This is a genomic window from Nocardiopsis nanhaiensis (genome assembly GCF_054778635.1).
Map to the genome: position 1 here is coordinate 17,812 of NZ_BAAGZJ010000075.1, position 20,828 is coordinate 38,639.

Consider the following 20,828-nt stretch of genomic DNA (forward strand, 5'->3'; position numbering starts at 1 on the left):
CCATGCGTGACTCGCTGGGAAGCGTGCGAACCGTTCTGCTGCTCGGCGGACGCAGTGAGATCGGCCTGGCCGTCGCCGAGCGGCTGGTGCGCGAGGGCGCCCGCGAGGTGGTGCTCGCCGCCCGCGGCGGCGTGGGCGACCCGCCAAGCGTGTTCAAGGCGCTGGGCGCGACTACGCACTCGCTGGACTTCGACGCCGAAGCCGCCGACACCCACGCCGGCACGGTGGCCGCCGCCGTGGAGCTGGTGGGCGACCTGGACGTGGTGGTGGACGCCTTCGGCGTGCTGGGGGAGCAGTCCGACTACGAAGCCGACCCCCTGGCAGCGGCCCGTTCGGCAGCCGTGAACTATACCGGGCACGTGTCCGCCGGGCTGGCCGTCGCCGCCCGCCTGCGCGAACAGGGCCACGGCGCCCTGGTGGTGCTGTCGTCGGTGGCCGGGGTACGGGTCCGCCGGGCCAACTTCGTGTACGGCTCCGCCAAGGCCGGGCTCGACGGGTTCGCGCAGGGTCTGGCCGACTCGCTGCACGGCAGCGGGGCTAGGGTCCTGGTGGTCCGCCCCGGTTACGTCGCCACCCAGATGTCCCGGCACGTGGACCCCGCCCCGTTCCCCGCCACACCGGGCCAGGTGGCCGAAGTGGTGTCCAAGGGCCTGCGGGGCGGTGCCACCACTGTCTGGGCGCCGCGCGTGCTGCAACCGGTGTTCGCGGGGATGCGGATGATGCCCCGGGCCCTGTGGCGCCGCCTGGGCCGCTAGGGCGTGTTCGGTGGATGCGCCGCGCAGCAGGGTATGTGTCCGCCGAACATGCCCTAGCCGTCAAACTGCCCGTGTCTTGCTATCAGAAGCGAAATCAGCGCCGATATGGCTACTGGTAGCACGATCACGCTGGTGGTGGGGTGTTCGGGCGGGTGTTCGGGAGGAACATCGCGGGCACCATCGCCGCGGCGGTCAGCCCTGTCATCCACCAGAACGTCGCCTGGAAGGCCGTCTCCGGTCGGGCGGCGTCGGCCAGAAGGGAGGCCAGGAGCAGGGCCAGTATGGCGGTTCCGATGGCTGCGCCCAGCCGCTGCGTGACGTTCAGGGCGCTGCTGGCCCGCGGCACCCGGTCCGAGGGCAGCCCTCGGTAGGCGGTGGCCAGCATCGGCACCATTGCGGCACCCAGCCCCAGGCCGCGGACGAACATCGCCAAGGCCAACAGGGTGGGGGAGGTGTCCGGTCCCGCGAAGCCGAACGGGGCCGTGGCGGCCGCACCCACGAGGAGACCGACCACCACCAGGTAACGCGGGGCGGCGCGGTCCGCGATCGGGCCGATGATCAGGTTCACCACGGCCACGCCGGCCGCCATCGGGGCCATCAGCAGCCCGGCGGTCATAGCGGACGTGCCCTGGATCTGCTGGAAGAAGAGCGGGAGCAGGAACATGCCCGCCCAGATGCAGATCCCGAACACGAACATCAGCAGCGCGCCCAACCGGAAGAGCAGGTTCCGGAACAGGCGAAGATCGATCACCGGTGCCGGCCCCTTGGGCCGCTTGCGCAGGGCGTGCGCCACGAAACCGGCGATCAGCAGCAGGCCGATACCCGCGAACACCAGGGCGCAGGACGAGTCACCCAGGACGGACAGCCCGTAGAGCAGCGTCGCGATACCGGGGGAGAGCAGGAGCAGCCCTAGCACGTCGAGCCGTTCGGTGGCGCGGGGGTTCCCCTTGGGGACACCGCGCACCGCGAGCGCCATGGCGAGCAGGATGCAGGGAAGCGAGACCGCGAAGATCCACCGCCAGCCCAGCGTGTCCAGGACGATCCCGCCCAGCACGGGTCCGAGCGCGGGAGCGAGCTGGATGGGCACGCTGAGCAGACCGATCGCCCGCCCCAGCCGCTGCGGCCCGGCGGCCTGCACGAGGATCGTCATGACCAGCGGTAGGACCATGCCGCTGCCCAGCCCGGTGAGCACCCGGAAGGCGATCAGGCTCTCGATCGACCAGGCGGTCATGCACAGCAGCGAACCCGCCCCGAACAGGGCCATCGCGGTCATCCAGGTGGCCCGCTGGCCGAACCGGTCCACGGCCCAACCGGTCACGGGGATGACCGAGGCGGTGGAGAGCAGGTAGGCACTGGCCACCCACTGTGCGGTGGACACGGGGGCGTCCAGGGACCGGGACAGGTGGTCGACCGCCACGTTCACGATCGTGGTGTCCAGTAGGGCGGCCATCGCGCCGACCAACAGGACGCCGGCCAGTTTGAGCAGAGCTGGATCGAGCAGGTGCGGCGGGGGCGGGGCGGGCGCCGGAGGTGTCGCGGGTTCTGACTTGGGCGCGGGGTCCGTGGCTGCCGAGGGTCTGTCGGGGTCGGGGCGCGCGGACGGGGACGGGTCTTGCTTCGCCATACTGAGTAAACTACACGGTGCAGTTTCCCAGTGGAACGGTGCTGTCCCCGGCACGGAGTCGGGAGGTCGGCACGGAGCCGGGAGAATGGAAGGCGGAAGGCGAAAAGGCCGTGTGGACCAGTGGTGCGGAAAGGGAGGGAAGATGACCGACACGTGCGGTGACGGGCGCGACCGCAGGTCCGCGGCCAAGCATGCGGCCATCACGGAGGCGGCGCTGCGGGTGTTCCTGCGGGAGGGCTACGCGCGGGCCAGCGTCGACGCGATCGCGGCCGACGCCGGGGTCTCCAAGCGCACCATCTACAACCACTTCGAGGGCAAGAGGGAACTGTTCCTCAGGATCGTGTCCGAGAGCAGTGCCACCCTCGCCGCCGAGCATGCCGGAATCGCCGCCCGACACCTCGGGGGCACCGAGGACGCCCGGGCGGCACTGGTCGCCTTCGGTGACGAGTGGCTGTCCCCTCGAGGACGCCGAGCTGACCATGCGGCCCTGGTCAGACTGCTGATCGGAGAGGCCGCACACTTCCCGGAGGCCGCCAGGGCCTGGGTGGACAGCGGCACCGAACACGTCCGGAGGGACCTGGCCGACCACCTGCGTGCCCTGGCCGATCAAGGACTGCTGGAGATCGAGGCGGGCGAAGAAGATGGCGCGGCCGACCACTACGTGTCCCTGGTCCGGAGCCCTGCCAACAACCACTCCTTCTTCGGAGCTCTGCCCCTGTCGGAGGCGGAACTGAGAACTATCGTCCGCTCCGGAGTGGACGCTTTCCTGAGAATCCACGGGAGCGGGTAGGCAGACAGCTCATGCGGCACCGGCGGGTGTGCTGCCGAGCGGCCCGTTGCTTGCGTGGAGGGCTGTTCCTCCATTCCTCGGGCGGCCGGCCCGTGCCGATGACTTCACACCGGCCGACCGCAACGCTGGGCCTCGAAACCCGGCCCTGCTCCTTAGGCCTCGCCCCGGGTCCTCGGGTCTTTCAGCCGGTAGAACATCAGGGGGACCAGGCAGCACAGCATGACCGCGGCGGGGACCAGGGAGCTGCCGATGAGCATGCCCCTCAGGGCGGCCTCGCTCTGCTGGACGACCTCCCCCGCACCCGACTCGACGTAGCCGCTGACGGCCAGGCAGAGGGAGAGCAGGCCGGTGCCCACGGACTGGGCCATGGCTTCGCCGGAGGTCCACACGCCGGACAGCACTCCGCCTTGGCGGCGGCCGGAGCCGTCTTCCGTGGCGAGGCAGTCGGCCAGCATGGAAGCGGGCAGCATCATGGTCCCGGACAGGCCGATGCCGACGAGCACCGAGGCGACCACGGCGCCCGGGACGCCCAGCGCGGGGATGAGGAACAGACCGACGCCGCCGATGGCGAACACCACCGCTGAGCAGGCCGCAGCGCCGCGTTTGTCCACCTTGACGGACAGCCGCTTCCACAGTGGTGCCGCCGCCATGAGCGGTACCAGTACGCACACCATGAGGATGCTGGTGTACGCGGGCCGACCCATCACGTTCGCGGTCACGTACGGGACGCCGGCGACCATGGTGCCGGCGGCCACCGCCATGAACAGGTTGGCCGGGAACAGCACGCGGAAGTCGCGGTGCCCGAAGGCCACCCGCAGTTGGGCGGCCAGCCCCTCGGTGCGGGGCCGGTGGGCCGGGCGGGGGGCCCTGCGGGTACCCGCGACCGCACCGAGCATGGACAGCACCAGCACGGCGCCCATCACCAGGCCCATGAGGCGGTAGCCGGTCACCGGGTCGTCCGGGGCCGACTGGATGACCGGGGCCAAGGCGCCGCCCAACAGCAGGGCCAGGCCCGCGAACGCGGTCCGCCACGTGTTGAGGGTGGAGCGCTCGTGGTAGTCGGCGGTGATCTCGCCCGGCATCGCGGTGTACGGCACGATGAACATGGACGAGGCCAGCGCGGCCAAGATGAACAGCAGAGCCACGTAGAGGGCGGCCTGCGACCCTTGCAGCGGCGGTCCGGCGAACATGGCGGCGAACAGCAGCGGGAGGGTGAGCGCCCCCGTGAGCATCCATGGTCTCCTGGGGCCCCAGGAGGAACGCGTCCGGTCGGACCTGGCCCCGATGTACGGGCTGGCCATGAGGTCGATCAGCTTCGGCAGGAAGATCACCGACCCGGCCAGGGCGGGGCTCACTGCGAGGGTGTCGGTCAGGTAGATCAGCAGCAGGAGGCCGGGGACCGTGTTGAAGATCCCCATGGCCACCGCGCCGGTGCCGTACCAGGCGTGGACTGATCTGGGGAGCGCGCCGCCGGTCGGCGCGCCGGTGCGCATGACGGAGGCCCCGTCCTCGGACGGGGCCTGGTCGGTGGTGGTCACGCGCGCCCGTCCGCGGTGGCGTCGGTCGGGACCTGCTCACCCTCGGGCGCGGACCCTTCCGGGGAGCTGGCGCGGGCGGGCTGGTCGCCGTCTTCGCCGTAGAGGTCCTTGTGGGCGACCGGGTCGACGTTGTGCTGGACCGGGCAGGTCGCCGGGAAGGTGCCGATCTTGTCGACGTCGTAGCCGTCGGGGTAGCTGCGGATGTTGGGGTTCATGTCGGCCCACAGCGGTTCCTCGCGCGGCTTCATGCGCCGGACGACCTTCGCGCGCAGCTTGAGCGCGATGTCCGCGGACTTGCGCCAGGCCTTGCTCGGCGGGTCGTATCGGAAGGCCTTGATCAGCGAATCGTCGAGGATCGCCATCGAGAACTTGCGGGCCAGCCCGGACACGCGCGGCGGGTAGAACGTCACCATCAGGTCGAGGGTCGAGTCGGAGACCCTGCGGCCTCCCTCGGTGTAGGCGAAGTGCTCGTCCTCGTAGTTGTTCAGCAGGTCGCGGAACTCGGCGTAGGTCTCGGGGATGTCCTTGATCCCCATGTACTTGCCGAGCTTGCGGTAGTAGTTGGTGATCGCGCTGATCTCGTGCTCGGACAGCTTGCGCCAGCCGTAGCCGTAGTCGTTGAGCCAGCGCACCGGCATGACGACGAAGGTGCTCAGTACGTAGCGGTAGTCGTCGTTGCTGATGTCGTAGGAGCGGTGCATCTGGTTCATCCGGCGCAGGGAGTCGCGCCCCTTACCGGGCTCGAAACCGTGCCGGATCATGTTGCCCAGGATGAGCGCGGTGTCGTCGTAGCGCTTCTGCGTGCTGCCGGTGAACTGGTCGGTGTTGCCCAGCAGCTCACCGATGGTGGGCACGGCGTAGGTGCGGTACAGGGCGATGCCCAGGGCTCGGCCCATGTCCCACGGGAACTCGTGGGAGTTGATGATCTGCATGATCCGCACACAGTCGGCTTCGGCGTCCAGACGGTGGATCTCGTCGCGCCAGTCGAAACGCTTCATTCTCAGGGTCCTTCTTCAGGGGAGAGGGGACGGTGGCAACGGGGGGATGGGCAACACACGGCTGGGCCGGGTGCTGTGCTGGGGGTGGCGGGGCGGCCGGCTGGGGAACGTTCGGCCTGCGCTGGCGGGGTGCGTTCGGTGCGGGGTGTCTACTGCTCGGTGGACTCCGAAGCGGTGGGGGTGACGGCTTGGCCGGGGGCGGGCACCTGGGCACCGGTGGCCGGGACCTCGTGAGTGCGCAGGTCGTGGGGGACCGGGCAGCCCTTGGGGAAGGTGCCGATGCGCGAGGGGTCGTAGCCGTCGGGGTAGCTGCGGATGTTGGTGCTCATCCGCGCCAAGCGGGGCTCCTTACGCGGTTTCATGCGCCGGACGACCTTCGCGCGCAGCTTGAGCGCGACGTCGCCGGACTTGCGCCAGAAGGCCGGGGGCTCGGGGTAGTCGAAGGCCTTGATCAGCGGGTCGTCCAGCAGCCCCTTGGTGAAGGGCCGGACGATGGGGCGCTGCCAGGCCGGGTAGAAGCCGACCATCAGTTCGAGGGTGGCGTCGGAGACCTTCCGTCCGCCGTCCGTGTAGGCGAAGTGCGCGTCCTCGTAGGAGTCCATCAGGTCGCGGAACTCGGCGTAGGTCTCGGGGATGTCCTTGATCCCCATGTACTTGCCGAGCTTGCGGTAGTAGTTGGTGCTGGCCGCGATCTCGTGCTCGGACAGCTTGCGCCAGCCGTAGCCGTAGTCGTTGAGCCAGCGCACCGGCATGACGACGAAGGTGCTCAGTACGTAGCGGTAGTCGTCGTTGCTGATGTCGTAGGAGCGGTGCATCTGGTTCATCCGGCGCAGCGCGTCCCGGCCGCGGCCGGGCTCGAAACCGTGCTCCATGATGTCGTTCAGGATGAGCGCGGTGTCGTCGTAGCGGTGCTGGGTGCGCTCGGTGAACTCGCGGGTGTCTCCGAGGAGCTGGCCGATGGACGGAACGGCGTAGGTGCGGTACAGGGCCAGGCCAAGGGCCTGTTCCATGTCCCACGGGAACTCGTGCGTGTTCAGGATGCGTGTGATGCGCTCGCAGTCGGCCTCGGCGTCCAGGGTGTGGATCGTGTCGCGCCAGTCGAAACGCTTCATGGGAACTCCACCTTCGTCCGGGCCCGCCCGAGACGGGTCCATGGTCATCGGTGCGCCAACGCCCGCCAACGTGACGTTTCGCCGCCCCGCACTTTACCTGGGTGGTTCGCGTGTACAGAAAGCCCGGGTGCTCGGTGCCGCTTTCACTCCCGAACCGTGTCCGGAACGTGCCCGAACGGCGAGGGGAGAGGCGTCCCAGCCCCTCCCCTCACTCATCCGGGTCGCCCTAGGCCGTCACGCGTTCGGCAACCCGGTTGACCAGAGTCAGCAGCACCTGCTTGGCCGATTCGCGCTGACGCGCGTCGCACAGGGCCACCGGGATCTCCGGGTTGAGGCTGAGCGCTTCCCGGACCTCCTCGGCTTCGTACTCGTGGGCGCCCTCGAAGCAGTTCACCGCGACCACGAACGGCACCCCCCGCCGCTCGAAGAAGTCCACCGCGGCGAAACAGGTCTCCAAGCGGCGGGTGTCGGCTATGACGATCGCGCCCAGGGCCCCCTCCGACAGCTCCTCCCACATGAACCAGAAGCGCTCCTGGCCGGGCGTACCGAACATGTACAGCACGAGGCTGTCGCTGATGGTGATGCGGCCGAAGTCCAGGGCCACGGTGGTGGTCGACTTGGACTCCACACCGGACAGGTCGTCGACCCCGTAGCTGGCCTCGGTCATCACCTCCTCGGTACTGAGCGGGGAGATCTCGCTGACCGCGCCGACCAGCGTGGTCTTTCCGGCGCCGAAACCACCGGCCACCAGGATCTTCAGTGCCGAGGGAACGGGGGCCTCGGTGCCCCGGTCAGAGTCTCTGGATGCCATCGAGAACCGCCTGGAGTACGTCCCGGCTCACCGGGCTCTGTGCTTTGTAGGGGGCGCGGGCCAAGGCGAGGCCGCGGTTGAGCAGGTCGCTGAGCAGGACCTTGACGACGGCGACGGGGATGTCCAGGTGAGCGGACACCTCGGCCACCGACTGGGGGCGGCGGCACAGCTCGAGGATCCGGAGCTGTTCCGGTTCGAGGGCCATTTCGTCGACCTCGGCGCGCTTGGCCGCGATCACCACGCTGATCATGTCCAGCTGGACGGTGTCCGCGTGGTCCCGGCCCTGCGCGATCACGTACGGGCGGACGAGCGGACCCGCCTCCTCCGGACCACCGCCTGCGGGGGCGTCGTCGCCGAACCCGCCGACCGCGTCGCGGTGCGGCAGGCCCTGCGGTATCCCGCCCGGATCGAACTCGTTGTGTGCTTGCATACCGCCCCCTATCGCGTGGCTTCCCCGGTGGCACCCTCACGGCGGGGCGCGGCGTCGAGGTAGCGGCCTACCTGTTCGACCAGGACGTTCATCTCGTAGGCGATGAGACCGACGTCCGAGCTCTCCTCGGCAAGGACGGCCAAGCAGGCGCCGCGGCCCGCTCCCGTCACGAACAGGTAGGCGTTCTCCATCTCGACGACGGTCTGCAGGACCTCGCCGCCACCGAAGTGGCGGCCGGTGCCCCGCGCCAGGCTCTGGAACGCGGACGCCACCGCCGACAGGTGCTCGGCGTCCTCCTTGACCAGGTCCTCGGAGCGGCCGATGAGCAGGCCGTCGGCGGAGAGGACGATCGCGTGGCGAGAGCCCACAGCGCGGTCGAGCAGCTCGTCGAGCAGCCAGTTGATGTCCCTCTTGCCCGCGGTGCTGCCGTTTCCGGGCTCGACGCTTTCGGTACTCGTCACGGTTACGCGTCCTTGTCGGTGTCGTTGGTGTTGTGCTTGCCGTCGCGACGTCCGCGGTCCGTGCCCTTCTGGAACGCGGACATGTTCCGGCGCAGGCGCGCCAGCCGTTCCGTGCTGTCCAGCGCCGATTCGGAGGAGGCGCCACCGGCCGCGGGCCCGGTGCGGCCCTCGCCAGCCGAGTCGGTCGCCAGCTGGGGCGCCAAGTTCTCCTGAGGGCGCCGCTTGGGCAGTGGCGGGCGTCCCCCGGCCGCATCCACCGTCTCGGGAGCGTTCGGCTCCTGGGCGGGGGACGGCGCGGAGGAGTCGGGCACCGCACTGATCTTGGAGCTGCGGGTGGGCAGGGTGGGGCGGCCCTCGTCCTTGGCCGGCGAATTGAGTAGGTCGTCCCCCGGGTCCGGCGTCGGGGTGGAGGCTGGTGCCTCCGGCCGTGACCCTTCGCCCGCGCCGGAACCGTTGGATTCCGGGACGGGGTGGTCGTTGCCCGAGTCCTTCGGTGGAGTGGAAACGGAGGTCAGGAGGGGCTTTCCGGGCCTCGCGGCCTTGCCTGCCTCGAGGGCGGCGCCGGGGGTGCGGTCGACGATCTCGCGCACCTCCCAGATGTCCTCACCGGTGTTCTCTCCGGAGGGCAGCGGGGTCCGGTCGCCGGAGATCAGTTCCTGCGGTAGCAGGACGATGGCCTGGACACCGCCGTACGGCGACGGGCGCAGGTGCACGCGGATGCCGTGTCGGTGGGCCAGGTGCGAGACCACGAAGAGGCCGAGGCGCATCTTCTCGTTGAGGCGCATGACGTCGAACTCCGGCGGGTCCGCCAGCAGCGCGTTGGCCGAAGCGAACTCGCCGTCGGTCATGCCCAGACCGCGGTCCTCGATCTCGATCGTCACGCCGTTGGGAACGTCCTCGCTGCTCAGGCGCACGTTCGTGTGCGGGGGCGAGAACATGGAGGCGTTGTCGACCAGTTCGGCGACCAGATGGATGACGTCGGCGACGGCGGGGCCGTTGAGGTTGACGCGGGCGATGCGCTCGCGCTTGACGCGGGTGTAGTCACCGGACTCCGAGATCGCACCGCGCAGGACGTCGATCAGCGGCATCGGACGGTGCCAGGTGCGGCCCGGGGCCTCGCCACCGAGGATGAGCAAGTTCTCGGCGTTGCGCCGGGAACGGGTCGCGAGGTGGTCCAGCTTGAACAGCTGGGCGAGCTGTTCCGGGTCCTCCTGCTCGCGCTCCATCCGGTCCAGCAGGCGCAGCTGGCGGTGCACCAGGGTCTGGCTGCGGTGCGCGATGTTCAGGAAGACGCGGTTGACGCCCTGGCGCAGCTCGGTCTGCTGCACCGCTTCGTCGATCGCGGAGCGCTGGGCGGTGTTGAACGCCTTGGCGACGTCGCCGATCTCGTCCTCGTCGGCCCTGAGCTCGGGCAGTGCGGTGGTGGTGTCCACGCGCTCGCCGCGGTGCAGGCGGCCCATGATCTCGGGCAACCGGTTCTCCGCCAGGTCCTGGGACTCCTCCCGAAGCGTCAGGAGGCGGTCGGTGAGGTTCCGGGAGGAGCGGCGGGCGAGGGAGAACGCGATCACGATCGCGGCCGCCACGCCGAGGCTGCCGGCGACGGCGACGATCACGGCCTGGTTGGCGTCCTCGCGGGTCATCTGAGCGGCGTAGAGGGCTTCCTCCGCGCCGAGGTCGGTGAGCTCGGTGAGTACCGGCTCGTAGGCGGCGTCCCACTCGGCCTTCTCGACCGGCATGGAGAGGTCGTCGTCGGTCGTGGGTGTGAGGGTGACCGGGTCGGTGACGGTCTCCGCGTCGATCTGCCGGTCGGTGATCTCCTCCGCCATGGAGGTGAGGGAGGCGAACTCGGGACCCTCCAGCACCGCCTCGTACCGGTCGGCGAGGCCGTCGCCGGCCAGGTAGGGGGCGTTGGCCTCCATGAGGGTCTCGAAGGCGCCCACCAGCCGGGTGAACTCGCGCTGGTCCTCGACGGTGAGTTCGTCGGTGGCGAAGGCCCGGGCGATCTGGGCGTCGGCCTGGGCGAACACGTCCACCGTGCGGAAGAGGTAGACCGCGGTGAAGCCGGGACTGACGGCGTCGCCCTCGTTGCCTTCGCGGCCCTGGCTGTCGAAGCTGTCGGCGCCGTGCTCGACGAGCTCGTTGTAGTAGTCCAGGACATCGGCACGCGAGGCGTTGCCGGCGTCGACGGCGTCCCGGATCTCGCCGATCTCCTGGTACATGTCGTAGAGCATCTCGATGTGCATGCCTCCGTCACCCGGCGCGAGGTCGGCGAACCCCATGAGGTCGTCGACGACGACGCCGAGGGAGCCGTCGGTGTCCTCGCGCGCCTCGATCAGCTCCTCGGCCAGGTCCGCGTCGTCCGGGTCCTCGATGTGGGCGATCGTCGCCGACCGTTCGGTCATCGAGTCGACCAGGCCGACGGCGGCCGGGGTGACGAGGTCGTCTGTGGCCGAGGAGCGGATCAGCTGATAGGCCGCGTTGCCGCCGAGCACGAAGGTGAGGATCAGCCACAGCGCGACCAGCGCCGCGGTGGGGATCATGACCATGGCGCGGATACGGGCGGTGATCGTCCGCCCACGTTTCTTCGGTACTGCCTGCACGGTTCTCCTGTCGATCCGCGTCAAAGTCTTCTGGGATGGGTCGGGCCCTGGTCGCCTGGCCGAGCTTCCGCGGCTGGCGCGCTCATGCGGCCCTCCACCCGGGGGGCCGCGCCCAACCCTTGTGGGGTGGTCGACGCGGGACTTACCGCAGAGTAACCACAAATGGGGGTTTCGGCGTGGGGGATCGTATCTCGCCCGAGAAACGGGGGATTATCCGGGTGGTGCAGGCAGTCTGCCATGAAGCGATGAAATGTACATACAAGTGCAGGTATGACGGTTACGCACGGTCGGCCGTAAGGCCACGCGAAGTATTATGGGACAAACGTCACATGAGGGCCAGGGGGCTGTTTATTGGTCCATACCAGTGAGCCCCTGGGGCCTCTCCACCCGTCACCCTCGGACCTCCGCCGCGTCAAATCGCCGTTCCCCCCACGCGCGGCCGCGGACCGTACTAGCCTGGCGCACCGAGGACTTGGGGGACGGACACATCATGGGGCAACCCTTCGGCGGCGGACAGGCTGCCATCGAGGTGGCGGTGGTCGCCGTACCGCTGCTGATGGTGATCGGGGCCGCCCTCTACCTGCGCGGACAGCACCGGCGCTACGGGCGCCTGGTCGGCTGGCCCGGACAGCTCACCCTCGCGGCCCTGCTCAGCGGGATCGGGCTGGCAGTGTACGCCGTCTGGCCCCTGCCCCCGTCTGCCGACGGACTCTGCCCGGTCACACCCGCCCCGGCGCCGCCCCTGGAGCTACGCGACGCGGCCCTGGCCCTGGGGGTGTTCCTCCCGGTAGGGCTCCTAGCCCGCTCCCGGTTCCGCCGCGGGCTCCTCACCACTCTCGCCCTGGGCGCCGTCCTAGCCCTCGCGGTCACCGTGATACGTGCCACCGGCATCCTCGGCCTCTACCCCTGCGCCTACAACGCCGTCGCCCCCGAGGCCGCCGGTGCCGGGGTCGCCGGAACCCTGTTGGGCTGGCTGCTGGCCCGCTGGGTACCGCCGCTGTGGCCGTTCGGTCCGGCGCGCTCCTGGCCCTCAGCGGTGCCCGACCGCGCCGCCCCCGACCTCGCCCGCCGAATTATCGGTTCACTGCTCGACCTCGGGCTGTGGTGGTTCGGAGCGGCGACGCTGGTCGCCGTGCTGCGCGCCTACGGAGTGGTCCGTGAAGGGGCGGAACCGGAGGTCCTGACCGGTACTCTCCTGGGGCTGGCCGCCGTGTTCGCGCTCTTCCTGCCGCTGCTGCGCCGTGACCGCGCCACGCTGGGCGGGGGCGCCGTGCACCTGGCGCTGACCGAGCGGGACGCACCCCGCCCGGCCGCCCGCCACCGGGTCCTGGCCCGGGGCGTGCTGTTGTACGCTCCGGTGACCGCGCTGGTCGCGTTCGGGCTCCCGTGGATAGCGCTCGTCGTCGTCGCGGTGCACGGCAGCACCGCCGTGGTCCGGCCGGACGGCACGGGCCTGGTCGACCTGGTGTGCGGGGTCCGGGTCCGCACCCGCTCCACCGTCGACGGCGGGCTGCCCCGCCGCCTCGTCCGCTACGCCCCACCCCCGGAAGGGGAAGGGCCCAGCGATTCCCCTGGTCCGACTAGTCAGACCAGTGCAGGTAGCCCAGGAACAGGCCGATGAGGAGCAGGACCAGGCCGAGGCCGCCGAACATGCCCCTCACCCAGTGGCTGAGCCAGGGAGCAGACACGATCCGGGCGCGCTCGGGCACATCGGGGTCGTAGGACACCGTGACGATCTCTCCGGCCCGGGAGGCCATCCACCCGGTGTTCTCGTGCTCGGCGTGCACCTCGTTGCCGTCCTCGGTCTGGAACTGGACGATCATCCGGGAGGCCACCGAGGTCTCGTGGTAGCCGATCACCCTCCCCTTGGCGCGCACGCCGTTGCGGACCAGGCGCATGTCGAGCCGTGTGTCACGGGTGACCAACCACAGCAGGATCGCGCCCGCGACCATGGGGAGGAGGGGGTACAGGTCGGCCATGGCGGGGGAGTCCTCTCCGGGATTCTTCGTGTGGGATCTCAGCGCGGGGAGGCGGGGGAACCGATCAGACCGTCGGCCATGTGCGCCAGGGTGGCGTGGATGTCCTCGACAGGACGTTCTGGCTGGAGGGTACGCCAGTCGAGAGCCACCGTCACCACCATGCCGAAAAGGGCGGATCCCGCAAGGGCGGTGTCCAGATCCGGACGGGTGAGCTCGAGTTCGACCATGGTGTCCAGCTGGCCGGTGATGACCCCGATCGCCTCGGTCCGGATCTGCCGGATGGTCGTGTACCAGTCCCGGTTGGTGCGCCAGGACTCGGCGATGAGCAGCCGGGCGAGCGCCTCGTGGGTGCCGATGAAGATCACCCCGGCCCGCAGGACCTCGGCCAGGGCTTCGCGCGGCCCTGCGCCCACTTCCGGAGCGGGCACCGCGTCCCGCAGCGTTTCGGCGAGCCGGGTCACGCCCCACTCCATGAGCGCCGCGTACAGCTCGCTCTTGCCGCCGAAGTTGTAGTAGACGGTGCCCTTGGCGACCCCGGCCTGCTCGGCTATCTCGTCCACGGTGGTGTCGCCGTAGCCCTGTTCGGAGATCAGCGTGACGGCCGCCTCGAACAGTTTGCGGCGGGTCGCTTCGCGGCGGCCGCCGGCGGGCTTCGCGGTGTCGGGGGTACTCACGTTCATCCATCCCATTCTGCCCCTGGTGGGGCGGGGGCGCGCACGGTCAAGCGGTCCGGGGCGCGCCCCGCCCCACCATGGCCTAGATCTTCAGCGCCGGGTAGAGCGAGGACATCGTCCACATACGCTTGCTCTCCACGGTCCGCCAGGTGAGCAACAGGGGCACCAGCAGCCAGAGCGACATCACCCCGAAGGCCTGCCAGACCAGCATCATGTCGCCGCCGCCGATCAGGTTCCGCATGGCGGTCACTCCCCAGTGCAGGGGCAGGTACGGACCGATGGCCTGGAAGAACGCCGGGCTCGTCTCGATCGGGTACGTGCCGCCCGCCGACGTCAGCTGGAGTACCAGCAGTGCCAGCGCGACCACGCGGCCCGCGGCGTTGAGCCGCACGGTCAGGAACTGCACGGTCGCCGTGAAAGCGGCCGACGTCAGTAGCAGGAACGCGATGAGCAGCGGCCAGTTCTGGGACTCCAGACCCAGCCCGACGTGCAGTACGGCCATCATGACCAGCACCTGCGCCCAGCCGATCATCAGCGGGACCATGCGTCCGGCCAGGGCCACCCGCCAGGACGCGGCAGAGGAGGCCAGGGCGCGCGTGGAGAGCGCGGGCAGCACCATGAAGACGACCATGGCACCCACCCACAGTGACAGGGGCACGAAGAACGGGGCGAAGCCGCTCCCGTAGTTGGGCACCTCGTTGTCCACCTCGCTGTCCAGCCGGACCGGCTCGCTCATCATCTCCGCGGCGTTGGTGCGGCCCTGGTCGGAGTAGGTGGGAATCTCCTCGACCCCGTCGGCCAGACCCTCGGCGAGGTCGTCGGAGCCGGAGGACAGGTCGCCCAAGCCGTCGTTCAGGTCCCCGGCGCCGCCGCTGAGCGTGTCCAGGCCCGTATTGAGGTCGTCGGCGCCGTCGGAAGCGTCGGAGAGCCCGTCGCGCAGGTCACGCGACCCCTGCGCCAGGTCTTCGAGCCCGTCGGCGAGAGCGTCGACCTGGTCCCGGGCGTCCTCCGCGTCGTCGACGATGTCGGGCAGGTCCTCGGCCAGGCCCGAGGCCTTCGCGCTCAGCGCGGCGGCCTCGGTGGCGGCGTCGTCGATGTCGTCCCGGTTGTCGTTCACGAACCCGGCCGCCGAGAGCGCCGTGTCCATGGCGTCCTGGAGGTCGGTGAGTAGTACGTGCAGGTCGGGGTCGTCCTGCTCCAGGTCCGGGTTGGCGTCCAGGTAGTCGCCGAGCCGGCCGTCGACCTCCTCGAGGCTGGACACGTCGATCTCGTCCGGCAGCTCCTCCAAGGCCGTGGACACGTCGCCGGAGACCTCCGCGACCTGGTCGGCGCGGTCCTGGACGCCGGGGATGTCCTCTTCCAGCTGGGGCAGCCACTCATCGGCCAGCTTGTCGAGGTCGTCGACCTTCTCGGAGACCTCGTCCGAGGCCTCGGTGGCGCCGTTGGCGATCGTTCTCGACCCGGCGTAGAGCTCGTCGATCCCTCCACTGAGCGATCCGGCGCCGTCGTGGGCGTCTCCTATGCCGTCCGAGAGCTCTCCCGAACCGGCTTCGGCGTCGCCCGCGCCCGTGGCGAGCTCGTCGGCGCCATCGGCCGCTTCCTCGGTGCTGTCGTGGATCTCGTTGAAGCCCAGGAAGATCTGGTCGAGGTAGTCGCTGACGGCGGAGTTCGCGGCGGCCTCGCGGATCTCGTTGAAGGCGCTTCCGGCGAGCTGCCGCACGATATAGCTGTTGGAGTCGTTGTAGTTGGCGACCAGCAGCGCCGGGACCGGGTCCTCGCGGTCGCGGGAGGGCGAAGTGACGGCCTCGCTGAAGTGTGCGGGGATGGTGAGCGTGACGTAGTACGTGCCGTCGCTCAGCCCTTCGGCGGCGGTGTCGCCGTCGACGAGGTGCCAGTCCAGGTCGGCGCCGTCCAAGAGGGTGTCGGTGAGTTCCTCGCCCGCCTCGACCTCCTCACCGTCCGCCTCGGCTCCCTCGTCCTCGTTCACGATCGCGACCGGGAGGTTCTCCATCCGGTCGAAGGGGTCCCAGAACGACCACAGGTACATTCCCGAGTAGAGCAGGGGGATGAGCATGAGGGCGGCTAGCGCCGCGGTGGGCAGCGGCGACCGCAGGAAGGACCGCATGGTGAGCAGTCCGAGGCGGGGCACCGCGAGGAACCGGTAGAGCGGTGCCTTCCTACGATTGGCCACGCTGCCCACCCCCGTGCTCGCCGTCGCGGCCGTGGTCGAGTAGTTCGCCGATACCGATCAGTTCCTCGGCTTCCTCCGCTGGTTCCGTTTCCCCGGCTTCCTCGGAGTCGGGCCCCGATGGTGCGCCCTGCCTGATGTGGATGGGCCCCTGCGTGTCGGGGCCGGAGGCCGCACCGAGTTCGTGGGCGTCCGCGCAGGTGGCGATCACGGTCAGGCCTTCGCTCGCGAGGTCCTTCAGGGACCGCCACATGTCGGCTTGGTGTTCGGTGCTGAGCCCGGCCTCGACGTTGTCCACCGCGAGCAGGCGCGGTTCGGAGACCAGTCCGAGGGCAATGCCGAGCCGTCGCCGCTCCAGCGCGGAGAGCTCCTTGATGAGGGCGTTGCGGTCGAGTTCGGCCAGTCCCACGGTCTCCATGGCCTGATCGGCCACGACCTTGGCGGCGGGCCGGACCCTCAGCAGGCGGGCCTCGGACAGGTGCTCCCGTACGCGGAGGCGGTCGTCGAGGACGTTGACCCCGCTCATCAGCCCGAGTGAGCTGATCCGCCGTACTTTCCGCGCCTCCTTGGGCAGCGTGTACCCGTCGACGTGCAGAGTTCCCTCGGTGGGCTTCATCCGTCCGGTGAGGGTGAGTAGCAGTGCGCTGCGTCCGCCTCCGGAGTCGGCTTGGAAGACGGTGAGCGTCCCAGGGCGGGCGGTGAAGTCGATTCCCGTGTAGACGGGACCCTCGCCGGTGGTGAGCGTGACGCCCTCGGCGTGCACACGAGCTCCGGTGGCCCGACGCATTCTTGTGGCCTCCCCATTTTTGAACTGACCAGTCAGTACAAATTCTCGCCCCACGGTACTGGACCGGTTCGGTGGTCCCGAGCGTTCGGGCCTGTGTCCTCGGGCACAACGCGCCGCACCCGAGGCTGGGGGATCCGCCCGCGGAATTGGCCGGGGCTTTCCGCGGCTGGCCGGATCGGGCCATCATCTTGCTGGAAATTCGTAATTACGTATTATTGGTTTCAGGTCAGCGAGCGAGCCCTGGGAGAGAAGTCATGAGAAAGCCCGCCCGTGTACTGCAACGGGTCTACGTGGTGAGCATCCCGGTGCTGTTCTGCTTCTGCGCCCTGGTGGCGTTCGGGCCCTTCGGGCTCGCCCCGGAGTGGGCCCTGGGCGCGGTGGCGGCCTTCCTGGGCCTGCTGGCCGTCACTGTCCTGGTCCTGCGCCGGGAGAGGAAGCACATGGAAGCCCAGGGGGACCGCTCGGTGGTCGAGGTCGCGCCGCCGGTCACGGGGGAGTGGGTCGCGGTGAACAGCCCGGCCGACAAGGTCCCTAGCCACGGCACCCGCCAACTGGGCCAGAAGTACGCGATCGACGTCTTCCAGGACTCCGGGCGCCCCCTGATCGACGGTTGGTGGCCTGCCATGCGGCGCCCCGACGACGGCTTCCGAGCGTTCGGGGAGCCCATCCTGGCCGTGGCCGGCGCCACGGTCGTTCGCGCCTCGGACGGTCAGCGCGACCACCTGAGCCGAAACAGCTGGCCCGCCTACGTCTACCTGATGCTGGTGGAGGCCATCGGCCGTTCGATCGGCGGACCGCACCGCATCTTCGGCAACCACGTCGTCCTGGACCTGGGCGACGGCGTCTACGCGGCGTACGCGCACCTCCGGCGCGGTTCGGTGGTGGTCGGGGCCGGGGACCGGGTCACCGCTGGGCAGCTCATCGGTCGGTGCGGGAACTCGGGCAACACCAGCGAACCCCACCTGCACTTCCAGCTGATGGACAGCCCTGAGCTCGCGGAGGCACGGGGCATCCCCTTCACCTGGTCCGGTGTGGGCGTCCCGCCGGCCGGTGAGGCCTTCACGGCCGACCCCCTCACCCGCTGAACCCCGGTGTCCCCGCGTACGTCCTAGACTGCGCCCGGAGAGCTTGGTGCTGAGGGGACGGGAGAGACGCGTGACCGACATGGCCCAGCGGGCGGCCAAAGCTCTGGACGACCCGGAGAACTGGCCGGACGACCCCAAGGAGGCGGTGAGCCGCCAGCGCCTACTGGCCGACCGGGTGCGCACCGAACCGTTCGCCCCCGACTCTGTTCGCTACGTGGCCGGGTTGGACGTCAGCTACGGCGTGGGGGACAAGGAGCTCGCCGCCGCGGCGGTCGTGCTGGACACGCGCACGCTGGAAGTGGTCGACACGTCTCTGGTCGCCGATACCCCGTCCTTCCCCTACATCTCCGGGCTGTTCGCCTTCCGGGAGCTGCCCCCGGTTCTCAAGGCCATCGAAGGGCTCTCGTTCACCCCCGACGTGTTCGTCAGCGACGGGTTCGGCCTCGCCCACCCGCGCCGCTTCGGGATCGCGAGCCACTTGGGCGTCCTCATCGACGCCCCGGTGATCGGCTCCGCGAAGTCCGTGCTCTACGGGAAGAACGCGCTCCCCGCAGCGGAGCGCGGTTCCTGGACGCCCATGGTCGCGGGGCGCTCGGAGCTGGTCGAGGACACCGCAACCCTCGCCGCCGAAGGGGCCGAGGTCATCGGTCGCACGCTGCGCACCCGTGCTCGGACCAAACCCGTCTACGTGTCCGTGGGACACCGCGTGGACCTTGCGGGCGCCGCCGACCTCATCCTGCGGATGTCGCCCAAGTACCGGATCCCCGAACCCATCAGGCACGCGGACCGGCTCTGCGGCCAGTACCGCAAGGAACACGGCGCCACGGCCTGACGCACCTCCCGGCCTGACGCACCTCCCGGCCTGACGGAACGCCCGGCCTGACAGAACGCCCGGCCTGACAGAACGCCCGGCGTAACGCACCTCCCGGTCAGCTGAACGACGGGCTATCGGTGGATATGATTTATCTGTTGTCTGGGGTTTTTCTGTCGGTTGACGGTGTCCTCCTTTCCCGCCGCAAAATTGTGGCCGTCTCCGCTGCGCGCCTCAAGGTCGTCGCCATCGAGCGCTTCGCGCGTCAACGGCGCTCCACCTTGACCCGCTCCGCTACGACGGCGGGTTGGCGGCTATCGGGAAAGGGGGACGGGTGGTCGAGGTCCGATCCCTTTCGGGCTCCGCCCGAAAAACGGAACCCCCTCGGCCTGGCGGCCGATGCCTGCCCCTGCGCCGGAGCGTCGACGGGTCGGGTGTCGCGGCTGGTCAATGTGGGCAGCGAACCCCGAACAGCACGGCCTTCGGCCGGGTGGGTCCCTGCGCCGGAGTCGACCGGTTGCGGGTGTCGCGGCTGGTCAATGTTCGCGGCGAGATTACTTCTGGTAGCAAGATCATTTCCATGCTGGAACACATTTGTCCGCTTTTCCTGAAAATGCACAAGAGGGCTGAGGACTCCTTTCCTGGTGGCTTATTTCCGGGGAAGGAAAAGGCGGGTTTGGGTGGCTGGGTAAGTGTTGTGTAACCCCCGGGATAGGTCCTTTCTGTGCCTTTCTTGGTATCCTTAGTGGTATGACTTCTTCTTTCGGGCAGTGCGGGAACACGGCGGGAAACACCCCCGCCGTGGCCGCCACGCGCACCGCCCGGGGAAAGATCACCTCGGAGATGGCGGAGGTGCCCCCGACCGGAGCAGCTGGCCAGGTCCTGGATGTGATCTCGCAGGTGTTCGAGGACTTCGACCAGGCCCAGCTTGCGATGCTGCTGCGTCTGGCGCAGCTGGAGGCGGCCGGGACCCTGTTGGAGGCGGGTGGGCAGAGGTCGGTGCAGAACTGGCTGATCCACTCGGTGGGGATGGCCCCCGTTGAGGCCAACGGGCGCGCCGAGCTGGCCCGCAGGCTCTTTGCTCAGGAGTTGCCCGCCACCCGCCAGGGCCTGGACTCCGGGTTGTTGTCGATCGGGGAGGCGGTGGCGGTGTGCAAGGCCGCTGATAAGGCGGTGGGGGCGCGCAACACTGGCCGCTACCCGGATGCTGGCCTCTTCCGGCGGATGGTGGAGGCCGGGATTTTGGCTTCCAAGGCCAGGGAGCCGGCGATGTCGACCTCCGACATTCACCGGCTGGGCCGGGAGCTGCTGGCCCAGTACAACCCGGCGGTGGTGGAGGAGCAGTACCAGGCCGCCTTCGACGCCCGTGGTGCGCGTGTGGTGCGCACCTTTGATGGCACTCACCTGTTCGAGCTCTGGGGTCCGGGTGAGCACGCCGAGGAGCTTAGGTGTGTGCTCAAGGCCCACGAGTCGGAGTATGACCCCGAGAGGCTGCACGTGTCGTCCTCGGAGCGGATGTATGACGCGTTCATGAACCTGGTCCGGTCCGCATCCCACCTCACCGAGAGCGCCGGGGGTGCCGAGGGGCAGGCCGAAGACGGCAAGGGCAGCAAGGGCGGTCAGGATCGCAAGCGTGCTGCGGTGGCGATGATCAACATCATGGTGCCCCTGCCCACCTTCCTCGGCCTCCAGAACCAGACCGAGGGTGCGGGTCCGGCGATGACCCAGGACGGGCAGGTGGTCTCCATGGCCGCGATCCGTGCCCTGGCCCCCAACAGTCTGCTGCGCCGGATGATCACCTCCCCCAAGGGCGACCGGGTGCTGGACGTGGGCCGCACCCAGCGCGACGCTACGGGTGCTCTGCGGGATGCGGGGATGTTCGGTCACACCACCTGCGCCTGGTACCAGGGCTGCAACTTCCCGGCCAGTGGGTCGGAGGCCGACCACAAGATCAGCTTCTCGGCCGGTGGGTCCACCAGCGCGGACAACATCCAGCCACTCTGCTCGGACCACAACCGGCTCAAGTACCGCAGGGAGACCAACCCGGAGGCCTCGACGTGGCAGGGTCGTCCCTCCCACCGCAACCGCAACCGCAGCAACAAGGGGGAGGACTCGGACGGGGACCCGGAGCCAGCCCAACCCCCTTCCTGGAGTCACGGTCACCCTCGTTTTTGACTCCAACTGG

18 protein-coding genes are annotated in these 20,828 nt (G+C 69.5%); 6 read left to right on the forward strand and 12 right to left on the reverse strand.

Features of this window, described 5'->3' with window-relative positions:
- Nucleotides 1-2: 2 nt before the first annotated feature.
- Complete coding sequence (locus tag ACYVD1_RS27045; RefSeq protein WP_460758367.1) at nt 3-755, forward strand: SDR family NAD(P)-dependent oxidoreductase; 753 nt, start codon at nt 3-5, stop codon at nt 753-755.
- Nucleotides 756-879: 124 nt separating this feature from the next.
- Here the strand turns inward: ACYVD1_RS27045 and ACYVD1_RS27050 are convergent, their stop codons facing one another.
- Nucleotides 880-2,379 (reverse strand): MDR family MFS transporter, encoded by a 1,500-nt coding sequence (locus tag ACYVD1_RS27050; RefSeq protein WP_460777307.1) that lies wholly within the window; start codon nt 2,377-2,379, stop codon nt 880-882.
- A gap of 142 nt (nt 2,380-2,521) precedes the next feature.
- On the opposite strand from ACYVD1_RS27050, the gene ACYVD1_RS27055 reads away from it, so the two are divergent.
- Nucleotides 2,522-3,169: a TetR/AcrR family transcriptional regulator gene (locus ACYVD1_RS27055; RefSeq protein ID WP_460777308.1), complete on the forward strand. Its 648-nt coding sequence runs from the start codon at nt 2,522-2,524 to the stop codon at nt 3,167-3,169.
- A gap of 152 nt (nt 3,170-3,321) precedes the next feature.
- Here ACYVD1_RS27055 and ACYVD1_RS27060 read toward each other — a convergent pair whose 3' ends face one another.
- The 7 genes from ACYVD1_RS27060 to ACYVD1_RS27090 form a co-directional block, all read right to left on the reverse strand.
- Complete coding sequence (locus ACYVD1_RS27060) at nt 3,322-4,662, reverse strand: MFS transporter (protein WP_460777322.1); 1,341 nt, start codon at nt 4,660-4,662, stop codon at nt 3,322-3,324.
- A 41-nt stretch (nt 4,663-4,703) separates the two neighbouring features.
- Nucleotides 4,704-5,705 carry an oxygenase MpaB family protein gene (locus ACYVD1_RS27065; protein ID WP_460777309.1) on the reverse strand — a complete coding sequence of 334 codons (1,002 nt, stop codon included), beginning with the start codon at nt 5,703-5,705 and terminating at the stop codon, nt 4,704-4,706.
- A gap of 149 nt (nt 5,706-5,854) precedes the next feature.
- Nucleotides 5,855-6,817, reverse strand: coding sequence for an oxygenase MpaB family protein (locus ACYVD1_RS27070; protein WP_460777310.1), 963 nt, complete (start codon nt 6,815-6,817; stop codon nt 5,855-5,857).
- A gap of 226 nt (nt 6,818-7,043) precedes the next feature.
- Nucleotides 7,044-7,628 carry a GTP-binding protein gene (locus ACYVD1_RS27075; protein ID WP_460777311.1) on the reverse strand — a complete coding sequence of 195 codons (585 nt, stop codon included), beginning with the start codon at nt 7,626-7,628 and terminating at the stop codon, nt 7,044-7,046.
- Nucleotides 7,609-8,058: a DUF742 domain-containing protein gene (locus ACYVD1_RS27080; protein ID WP_460777312.1), complete on the reverse strand. Its 450-nt coding sequence runs from the start codon at nt 8,056-8,058 to the stop codon at nt 7,609-7,611. The genes ACYVD1_RS27075 and ACYVD1_RS27080 overlap by 20 nt, the downstream gene beginning before the upstream one ends.
- An 8-nt stretch (nt 8,059-8,066) precedes the next feature.
- Nucleotides 8,067-8,519: a roadblock/LC7 domain-containing protein gene (locus tag ACYVD1_RS27085; RefSeq protein ID WP_460777313.1), complete on the reverse strand. Its 453-nt coding sequence runs from the start codon at nt 8,517-8,519 to the stop codon at nt 8,067-8,069.
- A gap of 2 nt (nt 8,520-8,521) precedes the next feature.
- Entirely contained in the window at nt 8,522-11,119 is a 2,598-nt protein-coding gene (locus tag ACYVD1_RS27090; RefSeq protein ID WP_460777314.1) for a sensor histidine kinase, read from the reverse strand.
- Between the two features lie 490 nt (nt 11,120-11,609).
- On the opposite strand from ACYVD1_RS27090, the gene ACYVD1_RS27095 reads away from it, so the two are divergent.
- A complete protein-coding gene (locus ACYVD1_RS27095) occupies nt 11,610-12,740 on the forward strand; it encodes an antibiotic resistance protein VanZ (protein ID WP_460777315.1) in 1,131 nt (376 codons plus the stop codon).
- Here the strand turns inward: ACYVD1_RS27095 and ACYVD1_RS27100 are convergent.
- The 4 genes from ACYVD1_RS27100 to ACYVD1_RS27115 all read right to left on the reverse strand — a co-directional run bounded on the left by ACYVD1_RS27100 (nt 12,700) and on the right by ACYVD1_RS27115 (nt 16,747).
- Nucleotides 12,700-13,098 carry a DUF3592 domain-containing protein gene (locus tag ACYVD1_RS27100; protein WP_460777316.1) on the reverse strand — a complete coding sequence of 133 codons (399 nt, stop codon included), beginning with the start codon at nt 13,096-13,098 and terminating at the stop codon, nt 12,700-12,702. The two genes, ACYVD1_RS27095 and ACYVD1_RS27100, sit on opposite strands and share 41 nt — an antisense overlap.
- A 38-nt stretch (nt 13,099-13,136) precedes the next feature.
- Nucleotides 13,137-13,778 (reverse strand): TetR/AcrR family transcriptional regulator, encoded by a 642-nt coding sequence (locus ACYVD1_RS27105; RefSeq protein WP_460777317.1) that lies wholly within the window; start codon nt 13,776-13,778, stop codon nt 13,137-13,139.
- A gap of 76 nt (nt 13,779-13,854) precedes the next feature.
- Nucleotides 13,855-15,897, reverse strand: coding sequence for a YhgE/Pip family protein (locus tag ACYVD1_RS27110; protein ID WP_460777324.1), 2,043 nt, complete (start codon nt 15,895-15,897; stop codon nt 13,855-13,857).
- Nucleotides 15,898-15,949: 52 nt separating this feature from the next.
- On the reverse strand, nt 15,950-16,747 hold the full coding sequence (locus ACYVD1_RS27115) for an ATP-binding cassette domain-containing protein (RefSeq protein WP_460777318.1): 798 nt from the start codon (nt 16,745-16,747) through the stop codon (nt 15,950-15,952).
- 254 nt (nt 16,748-17,001) lie between these two features.
- Here ACYVD1_RS27115 and ACYVD1_RS27120 point away from each other — a divergent pair, with 254 nt between their 5' ends.
- The 3 genes from ACYVD1_RS27120 to ACYVD1_RS27130 all read left to right on the forward strand — a co-directional run bounded on the left by ACYVD1_RS27120 (nt 17,002) and on the right by ACYVD1_RS27130 (nt 20,818).
- A complete protein-coding gene (locus ACYVD1_RS27120) occupies nt 17,002-17,832 on the forward strand; it encodes a M23 family metallopeptidase (RefSeq protein WP_460777319.1) in 831 nt (276 codons plus the stop codon).
- 70 nt (nt 17,833-17,902) lie between these two features.
- A complete protein-coding gene (locus tag ACYVD1_RS27125) occupies nt 17,903-18,664 on the forward strand; it encodes an endonuclease V (RefSeq protein ID WP_460777320.1) in 762 nt (253 codons plus the stop codon).
- 729 nt (nt 18,665-19,393) lie between these two features.
- Nucleotides 19,394-20,818 carry an HNH endonuclease signature motif containing protein gene (locus ACYVD1_RS27130; protein ID WP_460777321.1) on the forward strand — a complete coding sequence of 475 codons (1,425 nt, stop codon included), beginning with the start codon at nt 19,394-19,396 and terminating at the stop codon, nt 20,816-20,818.
- The last annotated feature ends 10 nt before the right edge of the window (nt 20,819-20,828 follow it).